The organism is Labrys sp. ALF-8, from assembly GCF_059699065.1.
The window spans coordinates 204,823-229,065 of record NZ_AP048543.1 but is presented as its reverse complement, the minus strand read 5'-3'; the positions used below and the strand labels follow the sequence as shown (position 1 = coordinate 229,065).

The 24,243-nt window shown below is 59.3% G+C and carries 22 protein-coding genes; 10 read left to right on the top strand and 12 right to left on the bottom strand.

Going from position 1 to position 24,243, the window contains the following annotated elements:
• Positions 1–20: 20 nt before the first annotated feature.
• Positions 21–767 carry a DUF6065 family protein gene (locus AC6H34_RS34705; protein ID WP_497542179.1) on the bottom strand — a complete coding sequence of 249 codons (747 nt, stop codon included), beginning with the start codon at positions 765–767 and terminating at the stop codon, positions 21–23.
• A 75-nt stretch (positions 768–842) separates the two neighbouring features.
• Positions 843–2,042 (bottom strand): hypothetical protein, encoded by a 1,200-nt coding sequence (locus AC6H34_RS34700; RefSeq protein ID WP_497542178.1) that lies wholly within the window; start codon positions 2,040–2,042, stop codon positions 843–845.
• A 261-nt stretch (positions 2,043–2,303) separates the two neighbouring features.
• Here AC6H34_RS34700 and AC6H34_RS34695 point away from each other — a divergent pair, with 261 nt between their 5' ends.
• The 9 genes from AC6H34_RS34695 (at position 2,304) to AC6H34_RS34655 (ending at position 15,697) form a co-directional block, all read left to right on the top strand.
• Positions 2,304–2,723: a hypothetical protein gene (locus AC6H34_RS34695; protein ID WP_497542177.1), complete on the top strand. Its 420-nt coding sequence runs from the start codon at positions 2,304–2,306 to the stop codon at positions 2,721–2,723.
• A 125-nt stretch (positions 2,724–2,848) separates the two neighbouring features.
• Positions 2,849–8,782, top strand: a complete 5,934-nt coding sequence (locus AC6H34_RS34690; RefSeq protein ID WP_497542176.1) for an RHS repeat-associated core domain-containing protein — start codon at positions 2,849–2,851, stop codon at positions 8,780–8,782.
• 11 nt (positions 8,783–8,793) lie between these two features.
• The gene (locus AC6H34_RS34685; RefSeq protein ID WP_497542175.1) at positions 8,794–9,162 is read left to right on the top strand and encodes a hypothetical protein; all 369 of its coding nucleotides are present in this window, start codon (positions 8,794–8,796) and stop codon (positions 9,160–9,162) included.
• A gap of 312 nt (positions 9,163–9,474) precedes the next feature.
• On the top strand, positions 9,475–9,966 hold the full coding sequence (locus tag AC6H34_RS34680) for a hypothetical protein (protein WP_497542174.1): 492 nt from the start codon (positions 9,475–9,477) through the stop codon (positions 9,964–9,966).
• Positions 9,967–10,437: 471 nt separating this feature from the next.
• Positions 10,438–12,444, top strand: coding sequence for a type II secretion system secretin GspD (gspD, locus tag AC6H34_RS34675; protein WP_497542173.1), 2,007 nt, complete (start codon positions 10,438–10,440; stop codon positions 12,442–12,444).
• 11 nt (positions 12,445–12,455) lie between these two features.
• A complete protein-coding gene (locus AC6H34_RS34670; protein WP_497542172.1) occupies positions 12,456–13,472 on the top strand; it encodes a hypothetical protein in 1,017 nt (338 codons plus the stop codon).
• A complete protein-coding gene (locus tag AC6H34_RS34665; protein ID WP_497542171.1) occupies positions 13,473–14,576 on the top strand; it encodes a PilN domain-containing protein in 1,104 nt (367 codons plus the stop codon). It abuts the gene before it with no gap.
• 1 nt (position 14,577) lies between these two features.
• Complete coding sequence (gspM, locus tag AC6H34_RS34660) at positions 14,578–15,174, top strand: type II secretion system protein GspM (protein WP_497542170.1); 597 nt, start codon at positions 14,578–14,580, stop codon at positions 15,172–15,174.
• Complete coding sequence (locus AC6H34_RS34655) at positions 15,155–15,697, top strand: hypothetical protein (RefSeq protein ID WP_497542169.1); 543 nt, start codon at positions 15,155–15,157, stop codon at positions 15,695–15,697. The genes gspM and AC6H34_RS34655 overlap by 20 nt, the downstream gene beginning before the upstream one ends.
• Here AC6H34_RS34655 and AC6H34_RS34650 read toward each other — a convergent pair.
• The 9 genes from AC6H34_RS34650 to AC6H34_RS34610 form a co-directional block, all read right to left on the bottom strand.
• Positions 15,670–15,951, bottom strand: a complete 282-nt coding sequence (locus AC6H34_RS34650; RefSeq protein ID WP_497542168.1) for a hypothetical protein — start codon at positions 15,949–15,951, stop codon at positions 15,670–15,672. The two genes, AC6H34_RS34655 and AC6H34_RS34650, sit on opposite strands and share 28 nt — an antisense overlap.
• Before the next feature lie 23 nt (positions 15,952–15,974).
• Entirely contained in the window at positions 15,975–16,943 is a 969-nt protein-coding gene (locus tag AC6H34_RS34645; protein WP_497542167.1) for a tyrosine-type recombinase/integrase, read from the bottom strand.
• Positions 16,930–17,310, bottom strand: coding sequence for a DUF2513 domain-containing protein (locus tag AC6H34_RS34640; RefSeq protein ID WP_497542166.1), 381 nt, complete (start codon positions 17,308–17,310; stop codon positions 16,930–16,932). Before AC6H34_RS34640 ends, AC6H34_RS34645 begins: the two co-directional genes overlap by 14 nt.
• 8 nt (positions 17,311–17,318) lie before the next feature.
• Positions 17,319–17,552 carry a hypothetical protein gene (locus AC6H34_RS34635; RefSeq protein ID WP_497542165.1) on the bottom strand — a complete coding sequence of 78 codons (234 nt, stop codon included), beginning with the start codon at positions 17,550–17,552 and terminating at the stop codon, positions 17,319–17,321.
• A 10-nt stretch (positions 17,553–17,562) separates the two neighbouring features.
• Positions 17,563–17,760, bottom strand: a complete 198-nt coding sequence (locus AC6H34_RS34630) for a hypothetical protein (RefSeq protein ID WP_497542164.1) — start codon at positions 17,758–17,760, stop codon at positions 17,563–17,565.
• A 290-nt stretch (positions 17,761–18,050) separates the two neighbouring features.
• Positions 18,051–18,224 (bottom strand): hypothetical protein, encoded by a 174-nt coding sequence (locus AC6H34_RS34625; RefSeq protein WP_497542163.1) that lies wholly within the window; start codon positions 18,222–18,224, stop codon positions 18,051–18,053.
• A 42-nt stretch (positions 18,225–18,266) separates the two neighbouring features.
• The gene (locus AC6H34_RS34620) at positions 18,267–18,824 is read right to left on the bottom strand and encodes a hypothetical protein (protein ID WP_497542162.1); all 558 of its coding nucleotides are present in this window, start codon (positions 18,822–18,824) and stop codon (positions 18,267–18,269) included.
• Positions 18,825–18,829: 5 nt separating this feature from the next.
• A complete protein-coding gene (locus tag AC6H34_RS34615; protein WP_497542161.1) occupies positions 18,830–19,684 on the bottom strand; it encodes a hypothetical protein in 855 nt (284 codons plus the stop codon).
• A gap of 9 nt (positions 19,685–19,693) precedes the next feature.
• The gene (locus tag AC6H34_RS34610) at positions 19,694–21,706 is read right to left on the bottom strand and encodes an ATP-binding protein (protein WP_497542160.1); all 2,013 of its coding nucleotides are present in this window, start codon (positions 21,704–21,706) and stop codon (positions 19,694–19,696) included.
• A gap of 484 nt (positions 21,707–22,190) precedes the next feature.
• Here AC6H34_RS34610 and AC6H34_RS34605 point away from each other — a divergent pair, with 484 nt between their 5' ends.
• On the top strand, positions 22,191–22,823 hold the full coding sequence (locus AC6H34_RS34605; RefSeq protein ID WP_497542159.1) for a tyrosine-type recombinase/integrase: 633 nt from the start codon (positions 22,191–22,193) through the stop codon (positions 22,821–22,823).
• A 166-nt stretch (positions 22,824–22,989) separates the two neighbouring features.
• Here AC6H34_RS34605 and AC6H34_RS34600 read toward each other — a convergent pair whose 3' ends face one another.
• Positions 22,990–23,946, bottom strand: coding sequence for a restriction endonuclease (locus AC6H34_RS34600; RefSeq protein ID WP_497542158.1), 957 nt, complete (start codon positions 23,944–23,946; stop codon positions 22,990–22,992).
• Between the last annotated feature and the right edge of the window lie 297 nt (positions 23,947–24,243).

Here is a 24,243-nt window from a genome sequence, read left to right as displayed (position 1 = left end):
AGAACTGCTCCTGGCACGAGCTAAACGGGCCTGTGTAATTTGCGCTTCGAGCGATGAAACGGGGCCTTCTGGCCTGTGGCCTGATCCTGTCCCCTGACGTAGTTCTTCTGCCAGCCCGCCTCGACAGCCTGCTGATCCTGCGCCGCCACTTTCCCCTGAAACTCCGCGCGGCTCTGGCGCCAGGCCTCATAGCGGCTCCGCAACTCCGGATCCTCCTCGAAACGACGCAATCGAGGCTTGATCGAGTCCAAGAGCCCGTGAGCGACAGGGGTGATGAAGCAAAAGGACTCGCCTGCCTCAAAGCGAACAGTTCCCGGCCGTGTGAATCGCCAGTTCATCGTGAAGGTGAAGGGCAGCCATTCCGTCTCGACGAGGCCCTCGAGGGGGACGATGCCATCCTTTACGGTGTTGGGAGCCCCCCTTACGTTCAGCGCCCAGCCGGGCGAGGTCCTGAACAGATAGCCTGGATGAAAGGTGAGAACGCCATGGCCGAAGACCGATGAGACGATCGCCTGCATGCGCCGCTCATTGGGCCCCCAGATCAAGATATCCTCGACGCCTGGCCGTCCGGTCCAGGTCACCTCGATCGCGGAGGGAAGAATGAGGTCCCAGCCGCTCGAATTGGCAATCCCTAACGGCGTGCAGCGATAGGCAAACCGTTGTGTCGTGGCATCCATCCAAGGTTTTTCGGGGCTGCCAGGAACAAGCTCCGGCGGATCGGGATACTCCTTGAAGCAATCCAGTTGAGGGACGGATAGAAACTTCATTCTTTTACACTTGGATGCGATACGGCCTGTCTACCAGAAACTATAACACAAATAATTTTCGTTGCTTAATTTTGCTCAGGGAGAACAGTACGCCCCGGTCCAGACTTGGTTGGGATTAGTTGCAAAATCATTAATACCGACAATGAGCTTTGTTCCATCTGCCGATGAGGTAATAGTAGTCCAAGCTTGAGTGCCCGTGGCTGTTTGCTTAATCCATGTGGCGCCACTGTCGGCCGAAACGTATATATATCCCGATGCAACGGCCGCTAACCTTGTTCCATCAGCGGACGATGCAATTGATTGCCAATTTCCACTGCCGGCCGCCGTTCGGGCAACCCACGTCACGCCCGAATCTCCTGAAGTATAGATGTATCCAGGATACGTAACGGCAGCCAGTTTTACACCATCCGCTGAAGATGTCACTTTCCCCCAAGATCGGCTTCCCGCAGCGGTCCTTGCGGTCCAAGTTGCGCCACTATCTGCTGAAGTATAAATGTATCCAGTTGGAGATGCAGTGGCCGCGAGCTTCGTGCCGTCTGTCGACGAAGTAACGTAGCCCCAACTTCTTGAACCGGACGCTGTACGCGTAACCCATGTCGCTCCGCCGTCCGTCGAGGTGTGGATATAGTCGGAAAAGCTGCCACCGACAACGGCTACCAATTTCGTGCCGTCCGATGAAGATGCAATATCATGCCACTCTGGACTGGCGGCAGCGGTACGATCAATCCAGGTAATACCTTGATCAGTTGACGTATATATGTCCGCGAAACTAGTAGCGGAGCCTGCCGCAACCATTGCCAAGTTCATGCCGTCGGCCGACGCGACTACATTTCCATACTGAGGAATGAGCGATCCAGGTGAATTTCTTTGAATCCACGTGTTTCCTCCATCGGTCGATGCTTGAAAACGCAGCGAAGTAAAGAGTTTCATTCCGTCGGCCGATGCGGCAATAAAACGGGTTTGACGCGCGACGTGAGAAGTCCAAGTCCATGTCCCGGGGGTACAGGTAGGCGTGGGAGTCGGAGTGGGCGTTGGAGTAGGTGTCGGGGTAGGTACGGCCGTTCCATTTGTAGACTGGCTGATGCGGTTTCCCGCGGCGTCGTAGCTATAAGCGCTTGAATTGCCCGAGCCGTAATCATCGCTGATGAGGCGGCCATTGCTGTCATATTTATAGATGACATTGCCGGCGGTTTGGGCCGCGGCCTTATCAGCGGCCGGCGCAAGCGCACTGGTCAATGCGACTGCAAATACGAAGCCCGCACGATCTTTCCGCATCAGTTGTGTTCCTGGTTTAAAACTATACCGTCTTGTAAGGTTTTGAATCGACCATCACGCGCCACCGCGCTGAAGTATAAAACTATAGAATCGGCACTTTATACAATACGCTTTTTTTGCATAATGTGATCATGACTCCATTACAAGCGATCAAACGCGCTATGCATCAGTTGACAGGCTAAAAACGCTGTGTCAAGTGACGTAATTAAAGACCTTAATTTTTTGTAACTTTTGACGCCGCATGTGCCGGAGGCAACAGGCATGATCCTTCGTAGAACTGCTTTTTGGGCCTGTTTCGCATCGTTTGCCGGCATCTGGTTCTGCGATGGCACCGCCCAGGCCCAAAGCCCGCCAGCGATCGGTTCCGGCTTGCCCGGAGCCCCGCTCCCCGTCGGGGCCATCAAGCTGCCCCTGGCCTCGCCCAGCCAGGCTGCCCGCTTCCTGTCATCCCGCGTGGTCCCCGCCAGCACCGTCCCGCCGCTCGATGCCAAGGACCTGTCGTCGGGCAAGCCCCCTGTTGCCCTCGATGTCTCGCCTCCTCCTGGCCATGACCTGCCAACCTCGTCGGTGACCCAGGCAGGCCTGCCGAGGGCAGCTTTCGCGACCGCTAGACAAGGCGCGGATGCCGACCGGCGCAAGCGCCGGCAAGCGGTCACCGGCGGAATGAACGGCAAGCCGTAATCGTCCTTCGGGTGAGTTCGGCGTTCGATTTTTTTAAGAAGTTTTATGTGGGGTTGAAGATGTTCCGGACGGTCAAATTTGTCCTGGCACTGTGTGCTGCGTTGTTCATCGGTCTGGCCTTGAACATGTCCTTCACCCGTGAGGCCTGGGCCGACGGGACCAAGACACTCAGCTGTACCCCACCGACCACCGATGCCAAGATCGCTTCCTTGGCCAGGGCGCTCAATTACGACGAGCAGCTCATCTACGAATATGTCTATTACAGCGTCGAGTTCGAGCCGACCTTCGGCTCGGCCAAAGGCGCGCTGGGCACTTATTACTCTAAGCGCGGCAACAATATCGACCAGAACGTCCTGTTCGTCACGCTGCTGCGCCAATCCTGCATCACCGCCAATTACAGGTATGGCGATGTCACGCTGCCCGCGGCGGCGGTGGCAAATCTCTTCGGCGTGCAGAACGACGCGGCCTTGCTGGCGAAGGTTATCGGCGGAGGTGGCATACCGGCCTGCGTGATGTTGTCGACCGGCGGCTCCTGCGTTACGACGGGTGGACCTGCCGCCAGCGTCACTCTCACGCGGGTATGGACGGAAGTCACGACAGGGGGCAGCACCCTTGAGCTTGACCCGTCCCTCAAGTCCTACACGGCCTATGCGCCCATCGATGTCGGTACGGCCATGGGCTATAGCCAAGCTGCGTTGACGGCGGCCGCGCAGTCCGGATCGTCGGTGGTGAGTGGCATGCCGGCCGGCGTCAATTCAATCAAGGCGATCAACCAGGCCAACCTGAAGACCCAGCTCAACACCTATTCGCAGAACCTCGCCAATTACATCACTGCCAACGCGCCCTCGAGCTCGACCAAGCAGCTCTTTGGCGGCCATGATATCACCGACGGTAATTATGGGCTGACCCTGCCGGCGAGCGGAACGCTCTACACGGATCTACCGAGCGCGCTCGAGATCGTGTTCAGCTACACGCTGTCCAATACGACCGACGGCTCGAGCCCCGTGACCACGCCTGCCATCATCTACGGAAGTCAGCTTGCCGGCCGCTCCCTGACCCTGGGCTATGCCGGCAATGTACCGACCTTCTATGTCAATGGCAGCGTGATCACCTCGGGCCCGGCGGCAACGGCTGGCACCAGCCAAACGGTCAACGTCACTGTCACCTTCCCCTATTCCACGGCAACCCCCTATACGGTTCATCTGCGGGTCGGCGTCGGTGGAAGCTACAATTTGATCCTGGCGGCGGGAGAGATCGGCCGCGATCAGATCACGGATATCCAGACGGTCCTTGCTTCCGGCATCAAGGCCCTGAGCACGGTGGGGGTCGACCAGTCCGGCTTGAACGGTTATGTCTTCGACATCATCGGGCGAAGCTATCTGGCCCAGTCCAACGAAGCCACCCATCTCATCGGCAACCTCTCGAATGTGGTGCCTGCCAGCCTTGCGGCTGTCGGCCTCACCGGCGCGATGTCGGGAACGGGGGTCTATGTCGACTTTCCGTTGCGGCTTGCCAGTGTATCACCCGCGATCACTGGAATTTCCCAAAGCGACATCAACGGTGTTGCGTTGGCGATGGCGCAATTTGGCTCGACGTTGGAATCATCGACCGTCAGTCAAATGCAGGGCACCGAGGCGGTGTCCACCATTCGTATGTTCGACTATGCCAACCAGGATGGCACCGGCTTCATCCAGGCAACCGCCGCGAACTGGAATAGCGTCAAGCCGCTGCTGACCAATTGGGCGGCCGCGGACCTGACCGAGGTCACCACGTTTTTGACGTCCAACCCCAACAGCCAGACCATCCTGCCTCAAGATGGCAAACGCACGGTGGGCACCTGGACGGGCGCGGGCTTCCTGGAATACAGCATCGCCAGCGACAATACCCAGATCCTCGCCCATCGCATCTCCGGTGGATACAAGGGAGGATACGGTATCGGCGGCACCGTTTATACTGCGGTACCGAGCATGGCCCAGCTCATCGCCTGGGATAATACGCAACGGGGCTATCCAACGAGCCTGGAGCCGATCGATCTCCTGCACGGCGACTATCTCTACGATCATCAAGACCTCAACGTCGGCTCCGCGGATTTCCCTCTTGGGCTGGCGCTCAAGCGCAGCTACAGCTCCCACAATATAAACGTCAAAAGCCCCTTGGGCTGGGGATGGCGCCACAACTTCATGACCTCCGTGCTGATCGACAGCGACGGCTACGAGGGCTTCGGCGCTCATAATCCTCTCGCCGCCGTGCCGACGGTGGTCGCCTTCTACACCATCAAGAACCTCAACACGGCTTCCTCGCCCGTTCTGCCGAATGTCGTGATCTCCTCCCTGTCGTCCAGCTGGCTGATGGACCAGCTCGTCAAGAACACCCTCACGCTCAATCTCGACGACGGCACCAAGAAGTTCGCCAAGATCCCGACCGCCGCCGGCGGCAGCACCTATGTCCCCCCGCCCGGGGATGGCTCGGTCGCCGTTCTCAACGCGGACAACACCGTCACCATCACGGACAAGACCGGCGTGGTCACCAAGTTCGATGCCGACGGCTTCATCTCGTCCTGGACCGATACCAATAGCAACACTGTAACCTTCACCTACACGGGCACGGGCGCGGCCAAGCTCCTGAGCAAGGTCGCCAACAACCTGGGACGCAGCCTGACCTTCACCTATACGGGCACGAACCTGACCAAGGTCACCGACGGCACCCGCTCGGTTAGCTACACCTATACCGCCAATGGTCTGAACCAGACCACCGGCCTGATCCAATGCGCCACGCTCAACAGCGTGACCGATCCCAAAGCTGCCGTCACGAACTTCGTCTATTCCGACGCCCAGAAGAGCCTGCTGACGCAGATCAAATATCCGGCCTTTCCGACCGTGGCCGCGATGACGAATGTCTATGATGCCTGGGGCCACGTGCTCACGCAGGCCGATGCCTTCGGCAATATCTGGACCTACCTGTTCGCCAATGGTTTCCGCTCGCAGGAGGTCAATCCGGAAGGGGGCACCCATGCGCTTTACTTCGATGCCAACGGTAACCAGACCAAGGACATCGACCAGGCCGGTGACAAGACGACGGCGGACTATGACGGCATCGGGCGGCTGATCAGGGCCACCGGGCCCCTCGGCAATACCACCACTGTGACCTATGATGCCCGAAACAACGTGCTGAGCCAGACCAGGACGCCCATCCCCGGTGCGGTCGACCGGGTGACGGGAGCGGCGGCGGTGCCTGTCACCGAGAGCTGGACCTATCATGCCACCTTCAACAAGCCGCTGACCCATACCGATGTGCTCGGCGGTGTGACGAGCTACGCCTACGACACCGCCGGCAACGTGAGCTCGATCACCCAGCCGGCCGTGGCCAAGCCCGGTGTCGCCGGAACGGTTGCGCCCGTGACGACCATGACCTATGGCGCCCACGGCCTGCCCGCTTCCGTGACCGATCCAGAAGGCCGCAAGACGACCTTTGCCTATCAGGCCACCACCTTCGACCTGCTGTCCACAGTCCAGGATGCTGGCGCCGGCCGTCTGAACCTGACGACCTCGGCGACCTACGACGCCGTCGGCAACAAGATCACCGCGACGGATGCGAAGGGCTTCGCCACCACCTATGCCTATGACGCCAATCGTCAGCTCGCGCAGGTCACCCCGGGTTCGCCCTTCGCCGCGAACATCACGAAGTTCACCTATGACGCCAATGGCAACAGGCTGACGACGGCGCAGGCCATCACTTCCACGACCTGGATGACCACGACCACGACCTACAACGCGGCCAACAAGCCGACCCTGGTCACCAATCCCGACGCGACCACCACGGCCACGGCCTATGACGTCATCAACCGGGTGGCGAGCACGACTTCCTCCTCGGGCCGTCAGGTGATCTATGGCTATGACCTTGCTTCCCGCGTGATCTGGGTCAAGGACGGTGTCTCGGGCACGCTCGATGCCTCGATCACACAGAACCTGGGCACGGTGACGCGAGAGACGCGAACCTATTATCCGGGCTCGGGCGGACTTCTCGCCACCCTTGCGGACGGCATCGGCAATGCCCTGACCTATTCCTATGACGGCTTTGGTCGCAACGATCAGCTCGCCTATCCCGACGGCACGTCCGGTGCGCCGGATGCCGACATGCACAGCTTCGATGCCGCCGGCAACGATCTGGTATTCAAACGCCGCGACGGCTCGCGGATCGTGATGGGCTACGATGCCCTCAACCGACCCGTGACCAAGGCGCCGGACGGCCAGCCGACCATCAGCTACGGCTATGACTATACCGGCAACATACTGACGGTGCAGGCCGCCGGAGACAGCGCCCCGACGCAGATCCTCTATGATACGGCCGGGCGCAAGACCGGCGAGACGACGCCGATGTTCGGCACGATCAGCGCCACGCTCGATGCCAATGGCAATCGCACATCCCTGGCCTGGCCAGGTGCGAGCTACACGGTGTCCAACAACATCGACCAGCTGGGCCGCCTGACGGGCGTCTATGAAGGCTCGGTCGCCAGCGGCATCCGCATCACTGGCTATAGCTTCAACACCTTGTCGCAGCGCTCGGCCGCTTCCTACGGTCCGGCGGCGGCGGCGATCGCCTCGGACACGCTCACCTATACCAGCGCCGGCCAGCTCGCCTCGCTGGCCCATGCCTGGAACGGCTCGAGCCTGACGCTGACGCAGACCTTCAACAAGGACCACCAGCGTGCCAGCCTGGCCGCGAGCGATGCCACCTTCCTGCCTTCCGGACTGACACCGGGCAGCACGACCTATGCCAGGAACAGCCTTAACCAGTACACCGCCCTGACGGGCACGGGCGCGGCCAGCTATGTCTATGACGCTCGCGGCAACCTGACCGGTGACGGCGTCTGGACCTATGGCTACGACACCGAGAACCGCCTGGTCTCGGCGAGCAAGTCGGACACAAATGTCAGCTATGCCTATGACGCTCTCGGGCGCCGTCAATCGAAGACGGTCAACGGCATCACGACGGCCTGGGCCTCCTATGGCGACCAGGAGATCGCCGAGTACCAGAACACCGGCACCGGCACCTCGCTCGCCCTGACCACGCGCTATGTCTATGGCGCCGGGCTCGACGAGCCGATCGCCTCGGTCAGCGCCGCCAATGTGCGAACCTACCAGTTCCAGGACGGCCTCGGCTCGGTGATCGCGCTGGCCAACGCCGCCGGTCAGGTCACCGAAAAATACGCCTACACCGCCTATGGGCTCGCCACCGTCACCGGCCCCGGCAGCGCCGCCTTCCGCTATGCCGGCCGGCGCTTCGATGCCGAGACCGGCCTCTACTTCAACCGCGCGAGAGCCTACTCCCCAACCCTCGGGCGCTTCCTCCAGACCGATCCCATCGGAACACAAGGCGGCCTCAACCTCTACGCCTACACCGGAAACGATCCCGTCAATGCCACGGATCCGAGCGGGCATGCCGCGGACAGCATCTACAACAGCGGAAGAGGGACGAGCCAGGTACCGAACGCCCGAGATATCGTGAGCCCCTATGGCGGCGGTTTCAATCTCACCTACGGCCTGAGCGCCGTCTCCGACCGGGCGACTTCCCAGATCTGGCAGTACGGCTCATTGGGCGATCGAACCCAGATCGTCGCCGGTGCCGCCACAGGATACCTTGCCGATCTTGCTCGCATCGTCATCGAAGATGCGCCATATACAGTGGGTGGGGTCGAGTTCTTCGGGCCAAGGGCGGCCGCAGAAGGAACCGAGGAAGGCATAACGCTGTATCGAGGCGTGGACGCGCTGCATCCGGGTTACAGTAATGCTCTCAATGGTATCGCCAATCCGATAGGCGGCGACGCGAGTATGGCTTCGCACGCACTCGGCAATACCGCTAGCGAGTTTACATCTTGGACATCAGATTACAGTGTTGCTGAAGGCTTCGCGACCCGACAGAGCGGTTCGGGTGTGGTGCTCTCCAACACGTTTGCACCGGGCACGGCCGTTTGGTCACCTGGCAACGCTATGGGGCTTGGAGAGTCGGAGTATCTAATTCGCGGGCCGGTGACGGGCGCCGGGGTAACACCCATTCCATGACGGAGATTGCAATGATCGAACTTCTCCATGCTAACGTTGGAGACCATCGCTTTGGCCGAGCCATAGATGCGGCCATTGAATTGCTGTCGTCAGCTGAGGTGCGCCGCGAGGATGGTCCGAACACCTTGCTTCAATCATCGAAGTCAGTTGCCGATCTTCATTCCTTCAGGAAGCGATCCGGATATTACAAGCCTGGGGCTGCAATCGGATTGGACGAGACGATCGAAGCCCTTGCTGCGCAGGACGTGCCGGTGCGCCTAGGCGCTATAGAAACTGATCGAGGCTATATCGGTATTTGGGTAGATGAGCACGATAAGCTGTTAGGAGTCATGGTATTCACCACAAAGCAGGAGGTCTCGACCGAAACGTTTATTCAATGAAATCCGGCCGCAGAGAGTGGGGCGGCTCAACTAAGCGCATTCGATCTAAAGTTATCCACAACGGTCGAAAATCACCTCGGCGATATATCGAGGGCTGGTACTCCCGCCCGACCTTACGGGGGCTCTCGGATACTAATGCAAGAGATAATGGATGCGCAGCCGCCTATTCCTGACCCAGGCGGCGTGCCCGGCGGACTTCGTTGGGATGTGCCTGGAACGATGAACGGATCGAGCGGAGCCTATCAGCTTGTCGTAGATCCGAAGACGGGTACGGTTCTACACTTGCTATTTGCTAGATAACGGAAATTAACAATGAATTTTGAATGGACGTCAGGGGATCCACTCGACGGAGAATTGCTATATCGGCAAGGCGAATACTCCATCGACTTCAAAGAAGCCTCACCGGAGCTGATCGCAAATCGTGCGGGATCGGCCGGCAATACATCACTTTCATTTAGAACGCTTCAAATAGAGATCGGAGTCGAGCAAGGCGAATTGCTCTATCCGTGGGGACTGTTTCCAAACACTCGCTGGCAGGCCGGACGTCTTTCCGTTCCGGACTTGCAGCCGGGGAGGGTACGGCTCCTTCTAGACAGTAAGAAGCTAACAGCGGGAGTGTCGATTCCATTTCCCAAAAGCGCGTCTTGGCCGACAGTATGGGATCAAGCTTCGGGCTGGATTTGTATAGGCGATGCCACGCCACTCGGCCAGGTTACTGCAATCGAATATGCCCGGCGTGCCGCCGTCTTGTTAGTTGGTGGCCAGCTTATGTCGCTTTGGCTTCAACCCAAGATGGTGAGGTGAATCCTGGAAGCGTCAAAAGCGATGTTCCGGTTCGAGCCGGTCTTGTTGAAACAGACAAGGGTTATGTGGCGACGTGGCTAGACGAGCAGGACGTTCCCTTGGGAGTAATAATTTTCAAAGCCGATCTGAAGAGAATTCTGGATCCTCCAGGGCATTGTTCGAGATGAATTTTTATGGGGCATCTCCGCCGCCTGGTGAAGCTCCGGGTGTTAGGTCGGCGCTTCGTAAATTCCCCAGAGCTCTCCTCTCGTTCAAAGTGTCTCTATGAATCCTCGCGTTGCGTCATTACCCGCCTTGTTGCACAATCGCTTCCCATTCTGGCTATGTAGCGTTGCCACGGCGCTGATGGTGTCGGGGTGTGCAAGAAGCGATGGTGACACGAGGGGCGGTAGAAGCTGGGTAAACTCGCCCTTCGGCCTAGAGTCCACGGGACAACGGGCGCGCTGGACCTCAGGCGGCGCGGGGGTCGCCATGAATGGCTCGGGGGCCGCAGCTCTACCCCAGCCCCTCTACTATCAAGGCAGCGGACAGATGGTGGGGAATGGTTCGGCCCCACTTCTGACGGAAGAGGTTTCGAGCAAGGAGCCAGTCACCCTTAATCTGGTCAATGCTCCGGTAGACGTCGCCGCCAGGAGCGTGCTGGGCGACACGCTTAAGCTCAACTATTCCGTCGACCCGGCCGTTAATGGCAAGATCACCATCCAGACCTCGACGCCTATTCCCGGGCGCGAGCTTATTAATCTCTTGCAAGATGCCCTTACCGCGAATGGCGCAACCATCGTCAGGACCGGTTCTTCCTATCGCATTGTCACCCTGGACCAGGCCAGGAACATTCCTGTCGGGGTCCAGGTCGGTTCGGCCCAGAGCGGCGGCGCGGCTGGTCAGATCGGCGCCGGCATGCGGGTGGTGCCACTGCGCTATGTCTCGGCAACCGAGATGGGGCACATCCTTGAGCCGATGGTCGGCAAGTCGGCGATCGTGGGGGTGGATGACGAGCGCAACACCATTACTCTTTCCGGTGACGGCCAGGATATCTCCTCCATCCTCAACACGATCGCCATCTTCGACGTCGACATGATGAAGGGTAAATCCGTATTGGTGGTGTCGGTCAACGCACCGCCAGGCGCGATCGCGGCGGATCTCAAAGGTATCTTCGGCTCCGACAAGGGCGGCATGAAGGGCATGGTGCAGTTCCTGCCCAATGAGCGGCTTAAATCGATCCTGGTGATCTCCTCGCAGCCTGCCTATCTCGCTAAGGCCGAGATGTGGATCAAGCGCCTGGATTCTCGGGCCCGCGGCAATGACAAGCAGCTGTTTACCTACAAGGTACAGAACCGTCAGGCTAAGGAACTGGTGCAAATCATCAACGACATGTTCTCGTCGGGGTCGAGAAGCGGATCCTCGGGGCGCAGCGTGGCGCCGCGCTACCAGCAGACGGATGTGCAGTCGAGTGACACCGATCAGCCGGCGACACCGGCCCAGAGCACCGCGTTTGCCGCCCAGCCCGATCCTTCTCAGCAAGCGCCGGAGATGGATGGTGGGGGAGAGGACAGCGATCGCGTGCGCGTCTCGGCGGATGAGTCCGATAATTCCCTCATCGTCCTGGCCGCGCCCGCGGACTACAAGCGGGTGCTCAGCATCATCCAGACCCTCGACCTGCCGCCCAAGCAGGTCCTGATCGAGGCGACGATCGCCGAAGTCACCCTCAACGACGACCTCAAATTCGGCGTGCGCTGGTACTTCCAGGGCCAGAAGTCGGGCTATTCATTCACCGATGCGGCCGGCAAGGCCTTCGGATCGGTCTTCCCCGGCTTCTCCTATGCCATGCAGGCCTCCAATGTGCAGGCCACTATCAACGCCTTGAACCAGGTCACGCATGTCAACATCGTCTCGGCTCCCTCGCTGATGGTGGTCGACAACAAGACGGCCACCCTCCAGGTTGGCGACCAGGTGCCGATCATCACCCAGTCGGCGACGGGCGTGCTGGCTGCCGGTGCTCCGGTGGTTAATTCCGTCACCTATCGCGATACCGGCGTCATCCTCTCGATCACTCCGCGCATCAACGACAGTGGTCATGTCCTGCTCGACATTCAGCAGGAGGTCTCGAGCGTGGCTAACACCACCTCCTCCGATATCGACAGCCCGACCATCAAACAGCGCAAGGTCAAGACCACGGTAATGGTCAACGACGACGAGGCCTTGGCGCTCGGGGGCATCATCCAGACCCAGGTCAGCACGGGCCATACCCAAGTCCCCGTTCTCGGCGACATCCCCGTGCTGGGCAACGCCTTCAAGAGCAAGTCGGACAGCGCCGGCAAGACCGAACTGATCGTGCTGATAACCCCTCATATCGTGCGGGATCCCAACGATGCCGCCGCCATCACCGCCGAGTACCGCCAGAGACTGAACGTCTTCATGCCCGCGCCCCGGAGCGTCAAGCATACCTTCAAAGGCACGCTCAAGAAGGTGATCGAGTAGAAAGCTGCTCCATGCTCTCCCGCCGTGACAACCCGATAGCCTTGACCGTTCCTGCCCCTCCTGGCCAGGAGGGGTTTGCCCTGCTCATCGTTATCTGGGCAGTCGGGCTGATCTCGGTCATGGCGCTGACCCTGGTCGCCACCACGCATTACCGCGTCAAGGCCGCGGCTAACGTCATCGAGGAGGCGAAGGCGGTCTCGCTGGCAGAGGCGGGACTGGCACTGGCGACAGCGGCATTGACCAATCAGGTCTTCGTCGAAAAGCAGACGGGCGAGGCTGAGAGCGTGCCGGCAGGCGCCTTTGTCTTCTGCGCCATGCCATCGGGAGCATTGGCCGCCATCACGACCGACGATGAGGCCGGCAAGATCGACCTCAATGCTGCGCCACCCGCTCTCCTGGAAGCCTTGCTGCGAGGTTTTGGCGCTTCGGATGAGGAAGCAAGAGCGCTGGGTTGGCGCATTCGCACCTTCTCCGCCGCCTCCCTCGGCACAGGCAATCAGCAGGCCGAGGATAAACCTTACCACGAAGCCGGCCTCGAGTTCGGACCCAAGCACGCTCCCTTCGACACCACGCTGGAACTCGACCAGATCCCGGGCATGACGCCGGCGTTGTTCGAAGCCGTACTGCCTTATGTGACCGTGCACTCCCACCAGACGGGCGTTGATACTCGCGTTGCCGCGCCAGCCCTGCTCGCGGCTCTTACCAATCAATCTCCCAGCACGGTGCAAGCTTTGGCTCGGCCGCCGGCGAGCTTGCGCGAGGTCAGGAGCGCCCAGGATGCCGTCATGGGCGGGCTTCGCTCCGGCCTTTCCACTCCATCGACACGCTCGAGCTTTCTCATTCATGCCGAGGTCGCCATGCCGGGAGGCGCCCTGGCGTCCCGGGAAGCCATTTTGACCTGGCATGGGGCTCCCGACGGCTTTGTCGTTGAGGAATGGCGGCAGGGCCGCAGCCGATTCTCCACTCTGCTGAAGGACGCTTATAAGCATCAGGCCTCTTCCTCGTCTCCCATCTGGCCTGGGTGCTGAATGACAACGGCCCGTTCATCCTCCCCGGCACGGTCAATCCTGGGGAACGGGCTCAAGGCCCTGGGCTCCTGGTGGCTTGCCGAACTTCTGGCGCTGTTGCCCACGCGCCTGCGGGATTGGCTGGCGGGCCGTCCGACCCGATGGCTGTGGCTCCAGCCCACGGAGAACGGACTCGAGCTTCAAATCATCGCGACGGGCGGGCGCGTCGTCCGGCGGGAGGCCATCCCGGATGAGCGCTGCCAGGGCAAGAGCCTGGACGACATCCTGCGCGCGGCCTCGCTTCCTCGTTCCCTGCCCACCATCTTGTGCCTGCCGGAGGGCGCCTTGTTTGAGCGCTCCTTTCTCATCCCGGCGGCGGCGTTGCCCCACCTGCCGTTGCTGGTGGCCCAGGAGATCGAGCGGCGCACGCCGTTCCGTCCCTCCGAGATATTCGTGGGCAACCGCACGGAACCGGAAGCAGGAGACCGGCAAAAACTCAGGGTTCACCAACGCATCGTCAAGCGCACGCTCGTAGAGGCCGCCTGGGCCAAGCTGGGGCTGGCGGGGGCGCTACCCACCCATGTCGCCCCGACGGACGAGATTAGGGCGATCGAGGGGATCATCAGCCTGTCGCCCCCGCCCACCCATAAGGGTTCGTGGCTGGGCCTGATCGTGAGAGGCTTGCTGGTGCTCGCCTTCTGCCTTCTGGCGGCGTTGTTCGCCATCGTCTGGTGGAGCGAGCAGCAGGGTATCGATGCCTTGAACGCGCAACTGCCCACGCTCCAAGCCAAGGCCCGGCTGGTACGGCAGAAGTTGGAGGAGGCCGACAGCACCAGAGCCTCGGTACAAGCCCTGCTCGGACGGGCGGCGATGCCACGAACCATCGAGCTCTGGGAGGAGATCAGCCGCATCCTGCCGGACGACTGCTGGTTGACCGACTTCAGTGTCGAGGACCAGCGCGTCACGCTCTCGGGGCTTTCCAGGAACGCGGCAGGCCTGGTTGCCGTTCTCGGGACGTCGCATCTGCTCAAAGGCGTGGCTCTGAACGCGCCGATCACGGCGGATCCTGTCGCCCAGCGCGAACGCTTTTCCATCGTCGCCCAGCTTGTCCAGCCAGGTCCCTGAGATGCTGGAGAGCCTCATCCGAAAATTCGACCTTGGCCGCCTCGAGTCCCCTCTCATTCGACGCGCCCTGTTCCTTGGCATCACGGCCGGTTGCCTCTATGGGCTCTACTTGGCTGTCGTCGCTCCCCTCCTGGGTATCCTGGCGGATCAGCGCGATGAGGGGCGGCAACTCGGCTTGCAATTATCCCATCTGCAGGTTTTGGTGGATCGGCAAGGAGAGGTCGATGCCATCGACATCGCCGGCATCGACGCTGCTTTCCTGCCGGGAGACAGCGAGGGCGCCGCAAGCGCCAACCTTCAGGCTGAACTCAAGCAATTCGCAGAGAAGGCCGGTGCTCAGGTGCAGTCCGTGCAAGCCCTTGAACCGCGGGATATGGCGGGAACACGCTATCTGGGCGCCCATCTCGTTGTGAATGGCCGCATTGCCACCATTCATGCGGCCGTGGGCGCGATCGAGCAGGCGCTGCCCTATCTGTTCGTGACCGCGCTTGCGATCCGAGCGCCGGCGACAACGGGCGGCGCCGCTCCAACCGAAGAGGCGAGCCTCGACGTACAATTGGATGTCTATGGTGCGACCCATGCCAGCCACGCGCCGTGATCGGCCAGTCCCCTATCTGATCGGTCTTGCGATCGGCCTCGCCGCGTTGGATGCGGGGCTGCTCGCCCTCGCCTGGCATGTTTGGGCGGCGCCGGAACTTGGCCGCATTCAGGTTGAGCGAAAAACCTCCTTCGCCCGCGATCCCGCGCCGAAACTTCTCACCCCCAGGCCGGCTATCGCGGAGGCTGACGCCGTGGCCTTGTCACGACCGCTATTCTCTCCTACGCGGCGGCCCTTCCAGGCGCTACCTCCTCCCGAGCCACCGCCCGTGGTCGCCGCGCCGCCGCCACCGCCGGCTCCGCTCCCCGCACCGGATCTGGCGGCAGACGGTATTTTGCTACGTGGCACTGAGCGCACCGCGCATCTGCACAAACAGGGCGAGGATCAGGGGGATTGGCACAGGCAAGGGGATGTCATCGAAGGCTGGACCGTGAAGACCATCACATCTTCGGGCGTCACTCTGGCCCTCGGAGATCGGCAAGTCGTTATTGAGCTCTATCCAGTCTCGGATGCGCCGCCTTGAGGGCTGTTCCTGATCGGAAACATGTCCTCGCCATAGCTATGCAGCCGGGTGTGATGGCGCCGGCACAGCCAGCGCGCGCTCAAGGGCTCGTCATAGTGATCGTGGTGAGCATCGACATCGTGCGCTCCACAGACCTCGCAGCTTTGTTTTGCCAGATCGCCCGTGCTCAGGGCCCGCCGAACGGCGAGGTGCGCATCGTATTTTCCGGGATTGGCGCGACGCCAGTTGGCCTGACGCGTATGGGTTTTGAGCACGGGAACCCCTCTCCTTATATACATTAGATAAGCACGCGCTCGACCTCGTCGAGGCTGACCTCGTCCTGTCGTCGATCGTAGAGCTGCGTGGTGCGTGTGCTGGCATGGTTCGCCATGGCGGCCGCTTTCTCCAGGGTGCCGCCATTCTTCAGATAGGCCGTGATGCCGGTCGCCCGGAACGTGTGATTACCGATCTTGGTCTCGATCGCGGCGGCTTCGGCCCGCCGACGGATCATCGCGTAGGCATTGGCTTGTGGCAGCGGCGTCGCGGTCAACTTGCCGGTGCCGCGGCCAAGGGTGCGAAACAGGAAGCCCTTGGCATCGTCACCCAAGCCGCAGCCATCAATATAGCCGTGCAGATAGGCCTCCAGATTGTGGTGGCAGGGCATGTCATGGCGCTTGCCGCCCTTCTCGTGTAGCCGCACCCAAAGACGCCGCCGCTGCACATAGACATCCTCGACTTTCATGGCGAGCGCCGCGCCGATGCGGGCAAAGGAATAGACCATCAGCCCTATCAGGGCGCGATCGCGCAGGCCGGCCGGCGTCGACACATCAATGGCGTCGAGGAGCTGGCGCGCTTCCTCCGGCGCCAGCACCGGCGTCTTTCCACGTTTCACCGCGTGTCTGGGGCCGCGCACCGCCGAGGCCGGATTGAACGGCAGCACTCCGCCACGCGCCAGCCAATCGAACAGCGAGCGGATCGCAGCCAAATGCTGTTTCACCGTCGGTGCCGAGACTTCCTTGCTGAGCAGCTCGATATAAGTAGCGACATGCAGCGAGGTGACAGTGGCAATCGAGGTCAGGCCCTGGCGCTCAAGCCACTCGCAGAAGTCGCCCACGGCGCCGGTATAGGCGCGCCTGGTATGCGGGTTGCGAATGTGTGCGGTGAAAAATTCGAGGAAGCGGTAGCTCGCACGTTCGCCTGCCGCAGCGACAAGAGCGGGAGTGTGATGGGCCGCAGCGGAAACGAGAACCAAGTCAGAGCTTGACACCCGTGTACTCCTCGATCTGCTTCCTAATGAAGCCCTTGGCCAAATCCTTCAGAAGATCGACGGTAAACCCGCCAGCTTTGGTTGCGGCTGCCTTCGTCTTCGCCCAAGTTTCGGGGTTGCGCACCGAATCCAGAAAGTCAGCACCCTCCCAGGTCAAGGCGCGAAACGTGATGCTGCCATCCATAGGCTGGGAACCAGGCGTCTCGATCAGCCCTCCGCGCCGAAGCATTCCGAGGTGCTCGTCGATCTCATCGGGTGTTCGTCCCTCGATCGCCAATTCCTCGTCATGACCGCTGATGATGGCGATCGCGCCCGAACGCAATGGCAGTGCTTCGAGTTTTAGAAGTAACTCGCGGATCAGATCCATATCTCGTTTCATTCCGCGCTACCCTCTGGCTTGGTTCCAAGATGGGTAGCCGACCGGAAGGTGTATTCGCCGTCGAAACCACGCAGCGGCTCCTCGATGACCAGATCGTTGTTTGGATGGCGCCGGCGCAACTCGATACGCACGCCGCTTTCCAACCATCCCGAATTTCCGTTGCGCAGATGGGCGACGCCACGTGCCATAAGTCCGGCTTCGATCTCGTCCGTCTTATGACGGATTTCCATTTCTCGTTTCTTAGACATCATCCCCCCTGACGCGATAGACGCCTGTGTGTAGGCCGGTGAACTGCCAAGTGATGCGTGCCTTGCCGCCGCCCGCCACGATATCCTTGTATCGCTGCCAGGCTTCGGGGGCATTGTGGAGTTTCGACCCAGCAGCCTTCGACAGCTCTGCCGCGGTGATCTCTTCTTCGGCCTTCCAGTTCGCCATCATTTCTCTCTCCCCCTTGCGCGCGCGCGGCCTCACGCTCAACAGTATATGATAAAGGATATTATCATATATAGTATCTGCCTTGAAATCCGCCTCGGCGCGCTTACATCACTCCCAGTGGTTGCGCCCACGGACCCTCCCCCCAGCGGCCCGGACCGAACCATCGAAAGGCGCTCCCCGAAAGGGTCGAGCGCCTTTCTGCTGTGCTGGCGACCTCGGATTGCACGCGCGCCTTAACCCGACCGTCGGCTTCGCGCCGCCTTCTCGGCCATTGCTCTGGCGACGGCTACGGCTCAAAAGCGGCCGTAGCTGAAGCTGCCGCACCAGTGATCAAACGTCACCACCATCAGGCAGATATCTTTGTTCAGTGGGTTGATAGAGCCGGCGACCTTCTTTTCAGCTCTCAGACTCATCGGTCCCGCGACTTGCGCGTCCAAAGGGTCGAATATCCCCATGTTCACGGCCATGAAGCCGGCGTCGTACAAACGTTCCAGTTCGGCGTGGGTGTATCACTCGTTCAAGCGGTCAAATACGTCTGTATTGAATGCCAGATAGCCTTCAGCCAAAGTTTCTACTCTCATGAGCCCGGCCCGCCCGAGGATTGGGACCATACGGCGTGCTCCTCGATGAAACAGAATCTCCAGAGCACCCAATGTGCGACAGACTTGGTCGATTTGCCTTTCATCAAGTTCACCAGGCCAAGGTCCAGTGTGAAAGAACCGATGAATGAAGAAATCCCGTTTGGCCTTTAACCAGCGGAGATAATTGAGATCGGCTGGTGTGATGCTGTGCTTTGCGAGCAGTGATATGAGTGATCCAAGCGTTGAGGCCTGAAGATTCTTATGCTTTTCTAACATTTCCTCCCATTTAGGAGCGTCTTCGCGAAGAGCGCTCGCTATTTTCACTCGGTCGCAAACAAGCATCGAAGTTATAACCGAGTCCTCAAGCAAGGCGCACGCAACAAACGTCGAGCCAATTTGGTAACAGTACCGTGTTCTTACTAGATCTAGATCGGAGAGCAGATTGATCTGTCTGCGTAACGTTGCGGGCGCGAAATCGTGCTCCATGTTCCTCAGCCTTCAGGCCGTACTCGGCTCTTTGCATTGAGCCCATGCGTAGCGGCTGCAATGAGTGGCGCGAATCTTCCCTCGAATTCTTCGCCAAGAGGATCATAAAGTTTATCAAGATGGCGAGCCAACCGCCGGGTCGAGCTGTTGAAATTTCTTTGCAGTCCTACCAGTCCCTCTTTGAACGACCGCACTAAATCCAGCTTTCGGCCATATCGATCGTGGCCGACCATTGGTGACCCGAGTCGCTCGAACAGCGATGCCGTTCTGAAACTCACATCATCCTGGGTGAATGAGCGCTCGCGGCCATGGTGAAAGCGAGCGTTACGTTCGATTCTGAGAGCGCCTTGATCATCCTGCATTGCTTGAAGTCGACCGAGAACAAGCTCAGGTACTCTGGCCTTGCGTAAGTTAGCGATTGAGCATTTTTTTGCATCGAGCCCCACCTCGTACACAGCGTTGACGAGGATAATCGCGCAATCAACAACCGATATATATCGCATCAGAAACACGTCCGCCGAGGCCTTCAGCCAATCGTATCTCGACACGGGAAACTGACCAAAATTGTCTGGCATCGGGTTTGGCCACAACAAGGCGCCCGCAAAATTGAGAGATTCTACCCGTTCTACCATGACCTGAACCTGATAGCCGATATCGAATGCATATTTACAATCTGGATACTTAGATAGTGCTTCATAGGTATCAAAATGAAGCGAGATGATTCCAAGATCGTATACGCGACCCACGAATCTATGACTATCCGAGGCCAGTACGTGGCGCGATAAAAAGGTCGCCGAGGCTCTCTTGGGTTTTTCAGTTTCATTCGTGTCTGGATTGTCGGTGAGATCGTCTTCAGACATGTCGTCTGCCTAGCTCGGATGCCTTTCAAAGCGCAGGCCTGCTGCATGCAAGAATGCATGGTTCCGTAGGCGCGCATCGCCAAGCAGGTCTGCCCATTCGACAATTTCGATAACGCCTCGGAACTTTCCACTGAGCTCCTGGATGCGCCCGCGTCCGTTGGAGGTCGTGCGCCAAGCGCCTGTGTGAATGTCTAGTTTGCCGACAATGTCAGCGATAACGTAGCAGTAGAAGATGCAGTCATCAGCGATGCGGACACGTCCGCCGCGGAAATCTTCGATCTCGCCATTCTTGAGGCGCGTGATGTACTCTGAAATCTGATTCATCGGAGAATAGCGCTCGGAGTAATCGCGTCGCCCTGGCTGCTTGAATTCCACCAGCATGACGCGACGCAGTGGGTCTTCGGTATCTGCCCCCAGCCCATGCAGCCGGTCGTAGATAAGAAGATCAGGGCGCGTCGCTGTTTCACTCTCGGCAATGATCTGGGTAAATGGAACGTCAGACGCAAAATACTTCGTAAAGGTTAGACGTTCATCGACAATCCAGAGGTCATGGTCGGATTGCTCAATCTTGGAGGGATCATCGCCCCTCACCCTCATCGGACAAATGAACTGATGAAGGGTGCTTTCAAGCTGGAAGTCTTGAGAGCCGTCAGCCCGCTCACGAATGCGCCGGATCAGGACCGCGAGGACATCGAGCACGATCTTGCGCCGCAGGACATACTCCGCCAGCTGACGCTGTTCTTCTGCGCGAACCTCGTTTGCGGCGGCCTGGACGGCGGCCACGAGATCGGTCGGAATTCCCGTCTCGCTGCCAAGTTCAGTGATTATGCGCTGCACCTTTTCATTGCGGTCCTTGTCCCGGCGTATGCGGATGGGAATGAGTGCCTGAGCGAACTGTTCAGGCTTAATCGCGTTCTTGGGCGTGCGTTCGAGAAGGGCCTCGGCCTCTTCGAAGCCGAAGGTGGGATACTCTTCGACAAAGTCCTTCATCGTGCCGAGTCGCTGATTATCAAACTCGACAATCTCGCCTGCCATAGCATTTCGGCGGGCGTGCTCAGCGCACTCTCTGACGATCAGCTCCACGATGGTCTCGTCGAAGTTGAATTGTGTGCGTTCCTGATTGACGCGATCGTCCAGAAACTCACCCGTGACACACCCGTGGTAGACGCAGTTGTTCTCTGATCCAAACCGGCCGATGCCCAAAAGGCCATCTATTTTTCTGGTTGTCACGGTGCGACCGTTGGCAACCAAGTGAATCTGATGAAGGCCATCAAAATTCGCGCTGGCAGCCTTCTCGCATATGAAGCTCGCTAGGCGCAGCGTACCGAACTCGGCTGTTTCGATCTCGGCGACGCCGCGGTCCTCGACCATGAGGCCTTGAATCTGGTCAGGAAATCGCGTCGCGGCGCCGTCAATGTCGAGCAGAACCTCTGGTGACTTTCCAAGGATAAAGTCGGCGAAAAAATGCGAGCCGAAATGCTTAACGATTGTCGCGGGTTGGATCGGAAACTTGCCGCGATAGGCTGTGCCGCGAAGACCGACAAACGTAACCACGGTGCCGGTGGGCGCTACACTTGTGATCGGCTCGTCTCGCTCATCTGTGATTTGATCTTGGGGCTGCAGCCTGAATGAAAACGAGCGGCTCATAAGAAGCCCCTCATGCTCGTAGATGCTTGCGACGTTGATTCGCTCGAACGCATCAAGCCACAGAAGACGGCCGACTCCCTTGCCGCCGCGCTCGATTTTGTAGTCTGTGTCGGTGGTGCAGAAGGCCTCAAAGCGAGAGGGCTGAAGGCCAACACCGTTATCCGCCACGGTCATCGTGATCGCATCCGCGTCTCTGACCGATGACATCGTTACGAGAATCCGGCCGCGTGTTTGATAGTTCTCCCCGAACTTGTCCTCGACCGCGTGCAACGCGTTGCTGATGGCTTCAAAGACGGGCTGGAGGGCTTCAGCGGCCTGCGTAGGCTTCGGAAGCCGCCTTACACGATTTACTACATCTCCACGCAGTGAAGTCATCTAATCGCCTCGGCATCGGACATGAAGTACATGACAATTATTCCACGCTCTAAGATTCACGCGAACGCGGGTGCGACGTCTTTTATCGGATAACCATCAAGGAGTGCAGACTGAGATAATCGGATAAATAGCGACAGCGCATTCATGAGGGCAAAAGTCGAACTTACGAGTGGGGGACGCCAAGATGAGGTGGAAGCTTAGCCCACGTGCCGGCATACGGAAAGTTGCCATTGCTCGCGTATCAGGCAGCTAGGGCGTAGGAGGCCATGCTGACGGGCTACCGTGGATTGGCTCATGAATCGAGACGCCACACAGCGGAAATTATTGACGCCTGGAATGGGTCAGTTTCGGCTTCGGACATTCATCGGCGATATGTCCTCTTCTCGTTTGAAGTCCCCAATAGCGGACAGTCAGCCACCGGCCCCTGCGTGGTAGGGGCCCTCGACGTTTCTCCCTAGGCTAATAAAGGCCAAGGAGAAGTCACATGGGCCATTCTCAATTTGATGATGCCAGCCGCGAGCGTGCTGCTTGGAATGCCGGAAAGCTGGTCGGCACCAAGCGTCCTCTCACCCAGAAACAGATATGGGCAATTCGGTTTTTCCTTGATCGCGAAAGACGCGTTCGTGACCGCGCGCTTTTCGATCTGGCCATCGACAGCAAGCTTCGCGGCTGCGACCTGGTCAAGATCAGGATCCGTGACGTGGTCGCCGGCCCAGAGATCAGGACGCGCGCGATTGTCGTGCAGCAGAAGACGGGGCGGCCGGTCCAGTTCGAGATCACCAGCGACGTACGAGCGAGCCTGCTGGCCTGGCTGGAACGGCGCGGCGGCACCGTTGAGGATTATGTCTTTCCGAGCCGCATCGATCACGCGCACCACATGAGCACAAGGCAGTATGCTCGCCTGGTAGACGAGTGGGTCACCGCGATTGGCCTACGCCAAGAGGAATATGGCACTCACTCGCTCCGTCGCACGAAGGCGTCCATGATCTACAAGGCGACGGGCAACATCCGCGCCATCCAGATCTTGCTCGGTCACTCCAAGATTGAGAACACGGTCCGATATCTTGGTGTCGACGTGGAGGACGCTCTGCTGCTGGCGGAGCGCACCGAAATCTGACGTTGGGCGGCCGTCCGAGCAGGCGCGGATGGCCGCTTTGACGCGCAGGATATGTTGCCTGCCGGTCGGTCTTGGGGTGGCTTTCGGACGAGGCCGGTCCTAAACGGATAGTGGCCTTACGAAGCCGATGTCGCCTGATAGTATGGCGCTTGACGCAGGTGTCGTGCTAGCGCGGCAAGCTAATTACAAAGTTCCATATCTTCTCGTCGAGAAAGTCCTCTGGCCCGCCATCGTCGGGTTTCAATTTGATCAGCTCAACAAGATCCTGGTTGGACAGCAGCAAAATAAGCTTGCCAGATTCGCGCATGGCGCCTTGGGCTGCTCGAATACAACCCTCGTCCGGCCCTAAACGTGAGATTAGAAAGCAGACAGTTCGTAAAGCACCTGAGAACAGGTACCGCTCGGTGGAATAGACCTGATCGGCTGTGATCTTCTCATCGTAATTTTTGCATTCAAAGAGTAGCGCCTTTGTACGGAAGTCGGCGCGCAAGTTGTCCCAAAACTGCTGACCTGATCTTATGCGGCATATGAAATCGTATCGATTAGCTCCATCGGATGTGTGTGCTTGTTTTTTGAAGCCGTAAAGCGTCGGGTCGAAGACGTAGGTGAAAACTCTCTGGCAAAGATCTTCGTATTGGCTCGGCGTGCTGGTCGATTTATCTCTTATGTGGTCGTTAAGTTCTCTTATGAGATCTCTGCCAAGGCTGTTATCTGGTTCTGCCGGTCGGTGAGGGCTGGAAGAGGTGAAATCCTCTAATTGCTTGCGAAGCTTTGCAAAAGGAGCTGCTTTACTAAGCAGAATGTCAATATCCCACACGCTTACATGAAACTGGCTCTCTGACCATTCCCTAGCGGCCGAAGAGAGAGGGGCGACAACTGCGATTAGGGCTTCTTTCCCCTCTCCGATCGAGATGACGCTCTGAAGCCGTGCTGCGTCCGCCCGGAGCTTATTCAATATGTTACGGCTATCGGCTGTCGAGACCACTTCGACAAGGATCGATGTTTCATCTTTGGTGGCCACTATATCGATACGGGCGCCCGATATAGCTTCTTCACGCTGGACCCTATAGCCGAGCGCCTGAAATAGCTCCGCTACGAGCTCCTCGGCCCTGAAGGCACGCATTGTTGCTTGCTGTCGGGGGGATGGTGGGACCGGTAAAGCACTTCGGTCGGGGGGCAAGATCGTTTCCTCTTTGAACGGAGGAAGATTGACATTTTCTGACCACATGACCAAGCGGGGGCTGAATTTTTAGGTGGTCGGCGGGCGATGGATGCCGGAGGAGGTTCGTCTTTCTCATCGACAAATCGAGGTCGCTGCCCGGGCGACGTGGACGATAGCGCAGCCGCTGCCGACAACTACCCAACCTGACCGCTTTTGGGCACGGTTGACGGGCATCGTATGGCCGACTTGGGGTCGGCT

Excerpts from the sequence above, each read along its gene's own strand:
- AC6H34_RS34705 (WP_497542179.1), bottom strand. The coding sequence starts at position 767 with ATGAAGTTTCTATCCGTCCCTCAACTGGATTGCTTCAAGGAGTATCCC.
- AC6H34_RS34700 (WP_497542178.1), bottom strand. The coding sequence starts at position 2,042 with ATGCGGAAAGATCGTGCGGGCTTCGTATTTGCAGTCGCATTGACCAGT.
- AC6H34_RS34695 (WP_497542177.1), top strand. The coding sequence starts at position 2,304 with ATGATCCTTCGTAGAACTGCTTTTTGGGCCTGTTTCGCATCGTTTGCC.
- AC6H34_RS34690 (WP_497542176.1), top strand. The coding sequence starts at position 2,849 with ATGTCCTTCACCCGTGAGGCCTGGGCCGACGGGACCAAGACACTCAGC.
- AC6H34_RS34685 (WP_497542175.1), top strand. The coding sequence starts at position 8,794 with ATGATCGAACTTCTCCATGCTAACGTTGGAGACCATCGCTTTGGCCGA.
- AC6H34_RS34680 (WP_497542174.1), top strand. The coding sequence starts at position 9,475 with ATGAATTTTGAATGGACGTCAGGGGATCCACTCGACGGAGAATTGCTA.
- gspD (WP_497542173.1), top strand. The coding sequence starts at position 10,438 with ATGAATGGCTCGGGGGCCGCAGCTCTACCCCAGCCCCTCTACTATCAA.
- AC6H34_RS34670 (WP_497542172.1), top strand. The coding sequence starts at position 12,456 with ATGCTCTCCCGCCGTGACAACCCGATAGCCTTGACCGTTCCTGCCCCT.
- AC6H34_RS34665 (WP_497542171.1), top strand. The coding sequence starts at position 13,473 with ATGACAACGGCCCGTTCATCCTCCCCGGCACGGTCAATCCTGGGGAAC.
- gspM (WP_497542170.1), top strand. The coding sequence starts at position 14,578 with ATGCTGGAGAGCCTCATCCGAAAATTCGACCTTGGCCGCCTCGAGTCC.
- AC6H34_RS34655 (WP_497542169.1), top strand. The coding sequence starts at position 15,155 with ATGCCAGCCACGCGCCGTGATCGGCCAGTCCCCTATCTGATCGGTCTT.
- AC6H34_RS34640 (WP_497542166.1), bottom strand. The coding sequence starts at position 17,310 with ATGGATCTGATCCGCGAGTTACTTCTAAAACTCGAAGCACTGCCATTG.
- AC6H34_RS34635 (WP_497542165.1), bottom strand. The coding sequence starts at position 17,552 with ATGGAAATCCGTCATAAGACGGACGAGATCGAAGCCGGACTTATGGCA.
- AC6H34_RS34630 (WP_497542164.1), bottom strand. The coding sequence starts at position 17,760 with ATGATGGCGAACTGGAAGGCCGAAGAAGAGATCACCGCGGCAGAGCTG.
- AC6H34_RS34625 (WP_497542163.1), bottom strand. The coding sequence starts at position 18,224 with ATGGCCGTGAACATGGGGATATTCGACCCTTTGGACGCGCAAGTCGCG.
- AC6H34_RS34620 (WP_497542162.1), bottom strand. The coding sequence starts at position 18,824 with ATGGAGCACGATTTCGCGCCCGCAACGTTACGCAGACAGATCAATCTG.
- AC6H34_RS34615 (WP_497542161.1), bottom strand. The coding sequence starts at position 19,684 with ATGTCTGAAGACGATCTCACCGACAATCCAGACACGAATGAAACTGAA.
- AC6H34_RS34610 (WP_497542160.1), bottom strand. The coding sequence starts at position 21,706 with ATGACTTCACTGCGTGGAGATGTAGTAAATCGTGTAAGGCGGCTTCCG.
- AC6H34_RS34605 (WP_497542159.1), top strand. The coding sequence starts at position 22,191 with ATGGGCCATTCTCAATTTGATGATGCCAGCCGCGAGCGTGCTGCTTGG.
- AC6H34_RS34600 (WP_497542158.1), bottom strand. The coding sequence starts at position 23,946 with ATGCGTGCCTTCAGGGCCGAGGAGCTCGTAGCGGAGCTATTTCAGGCG.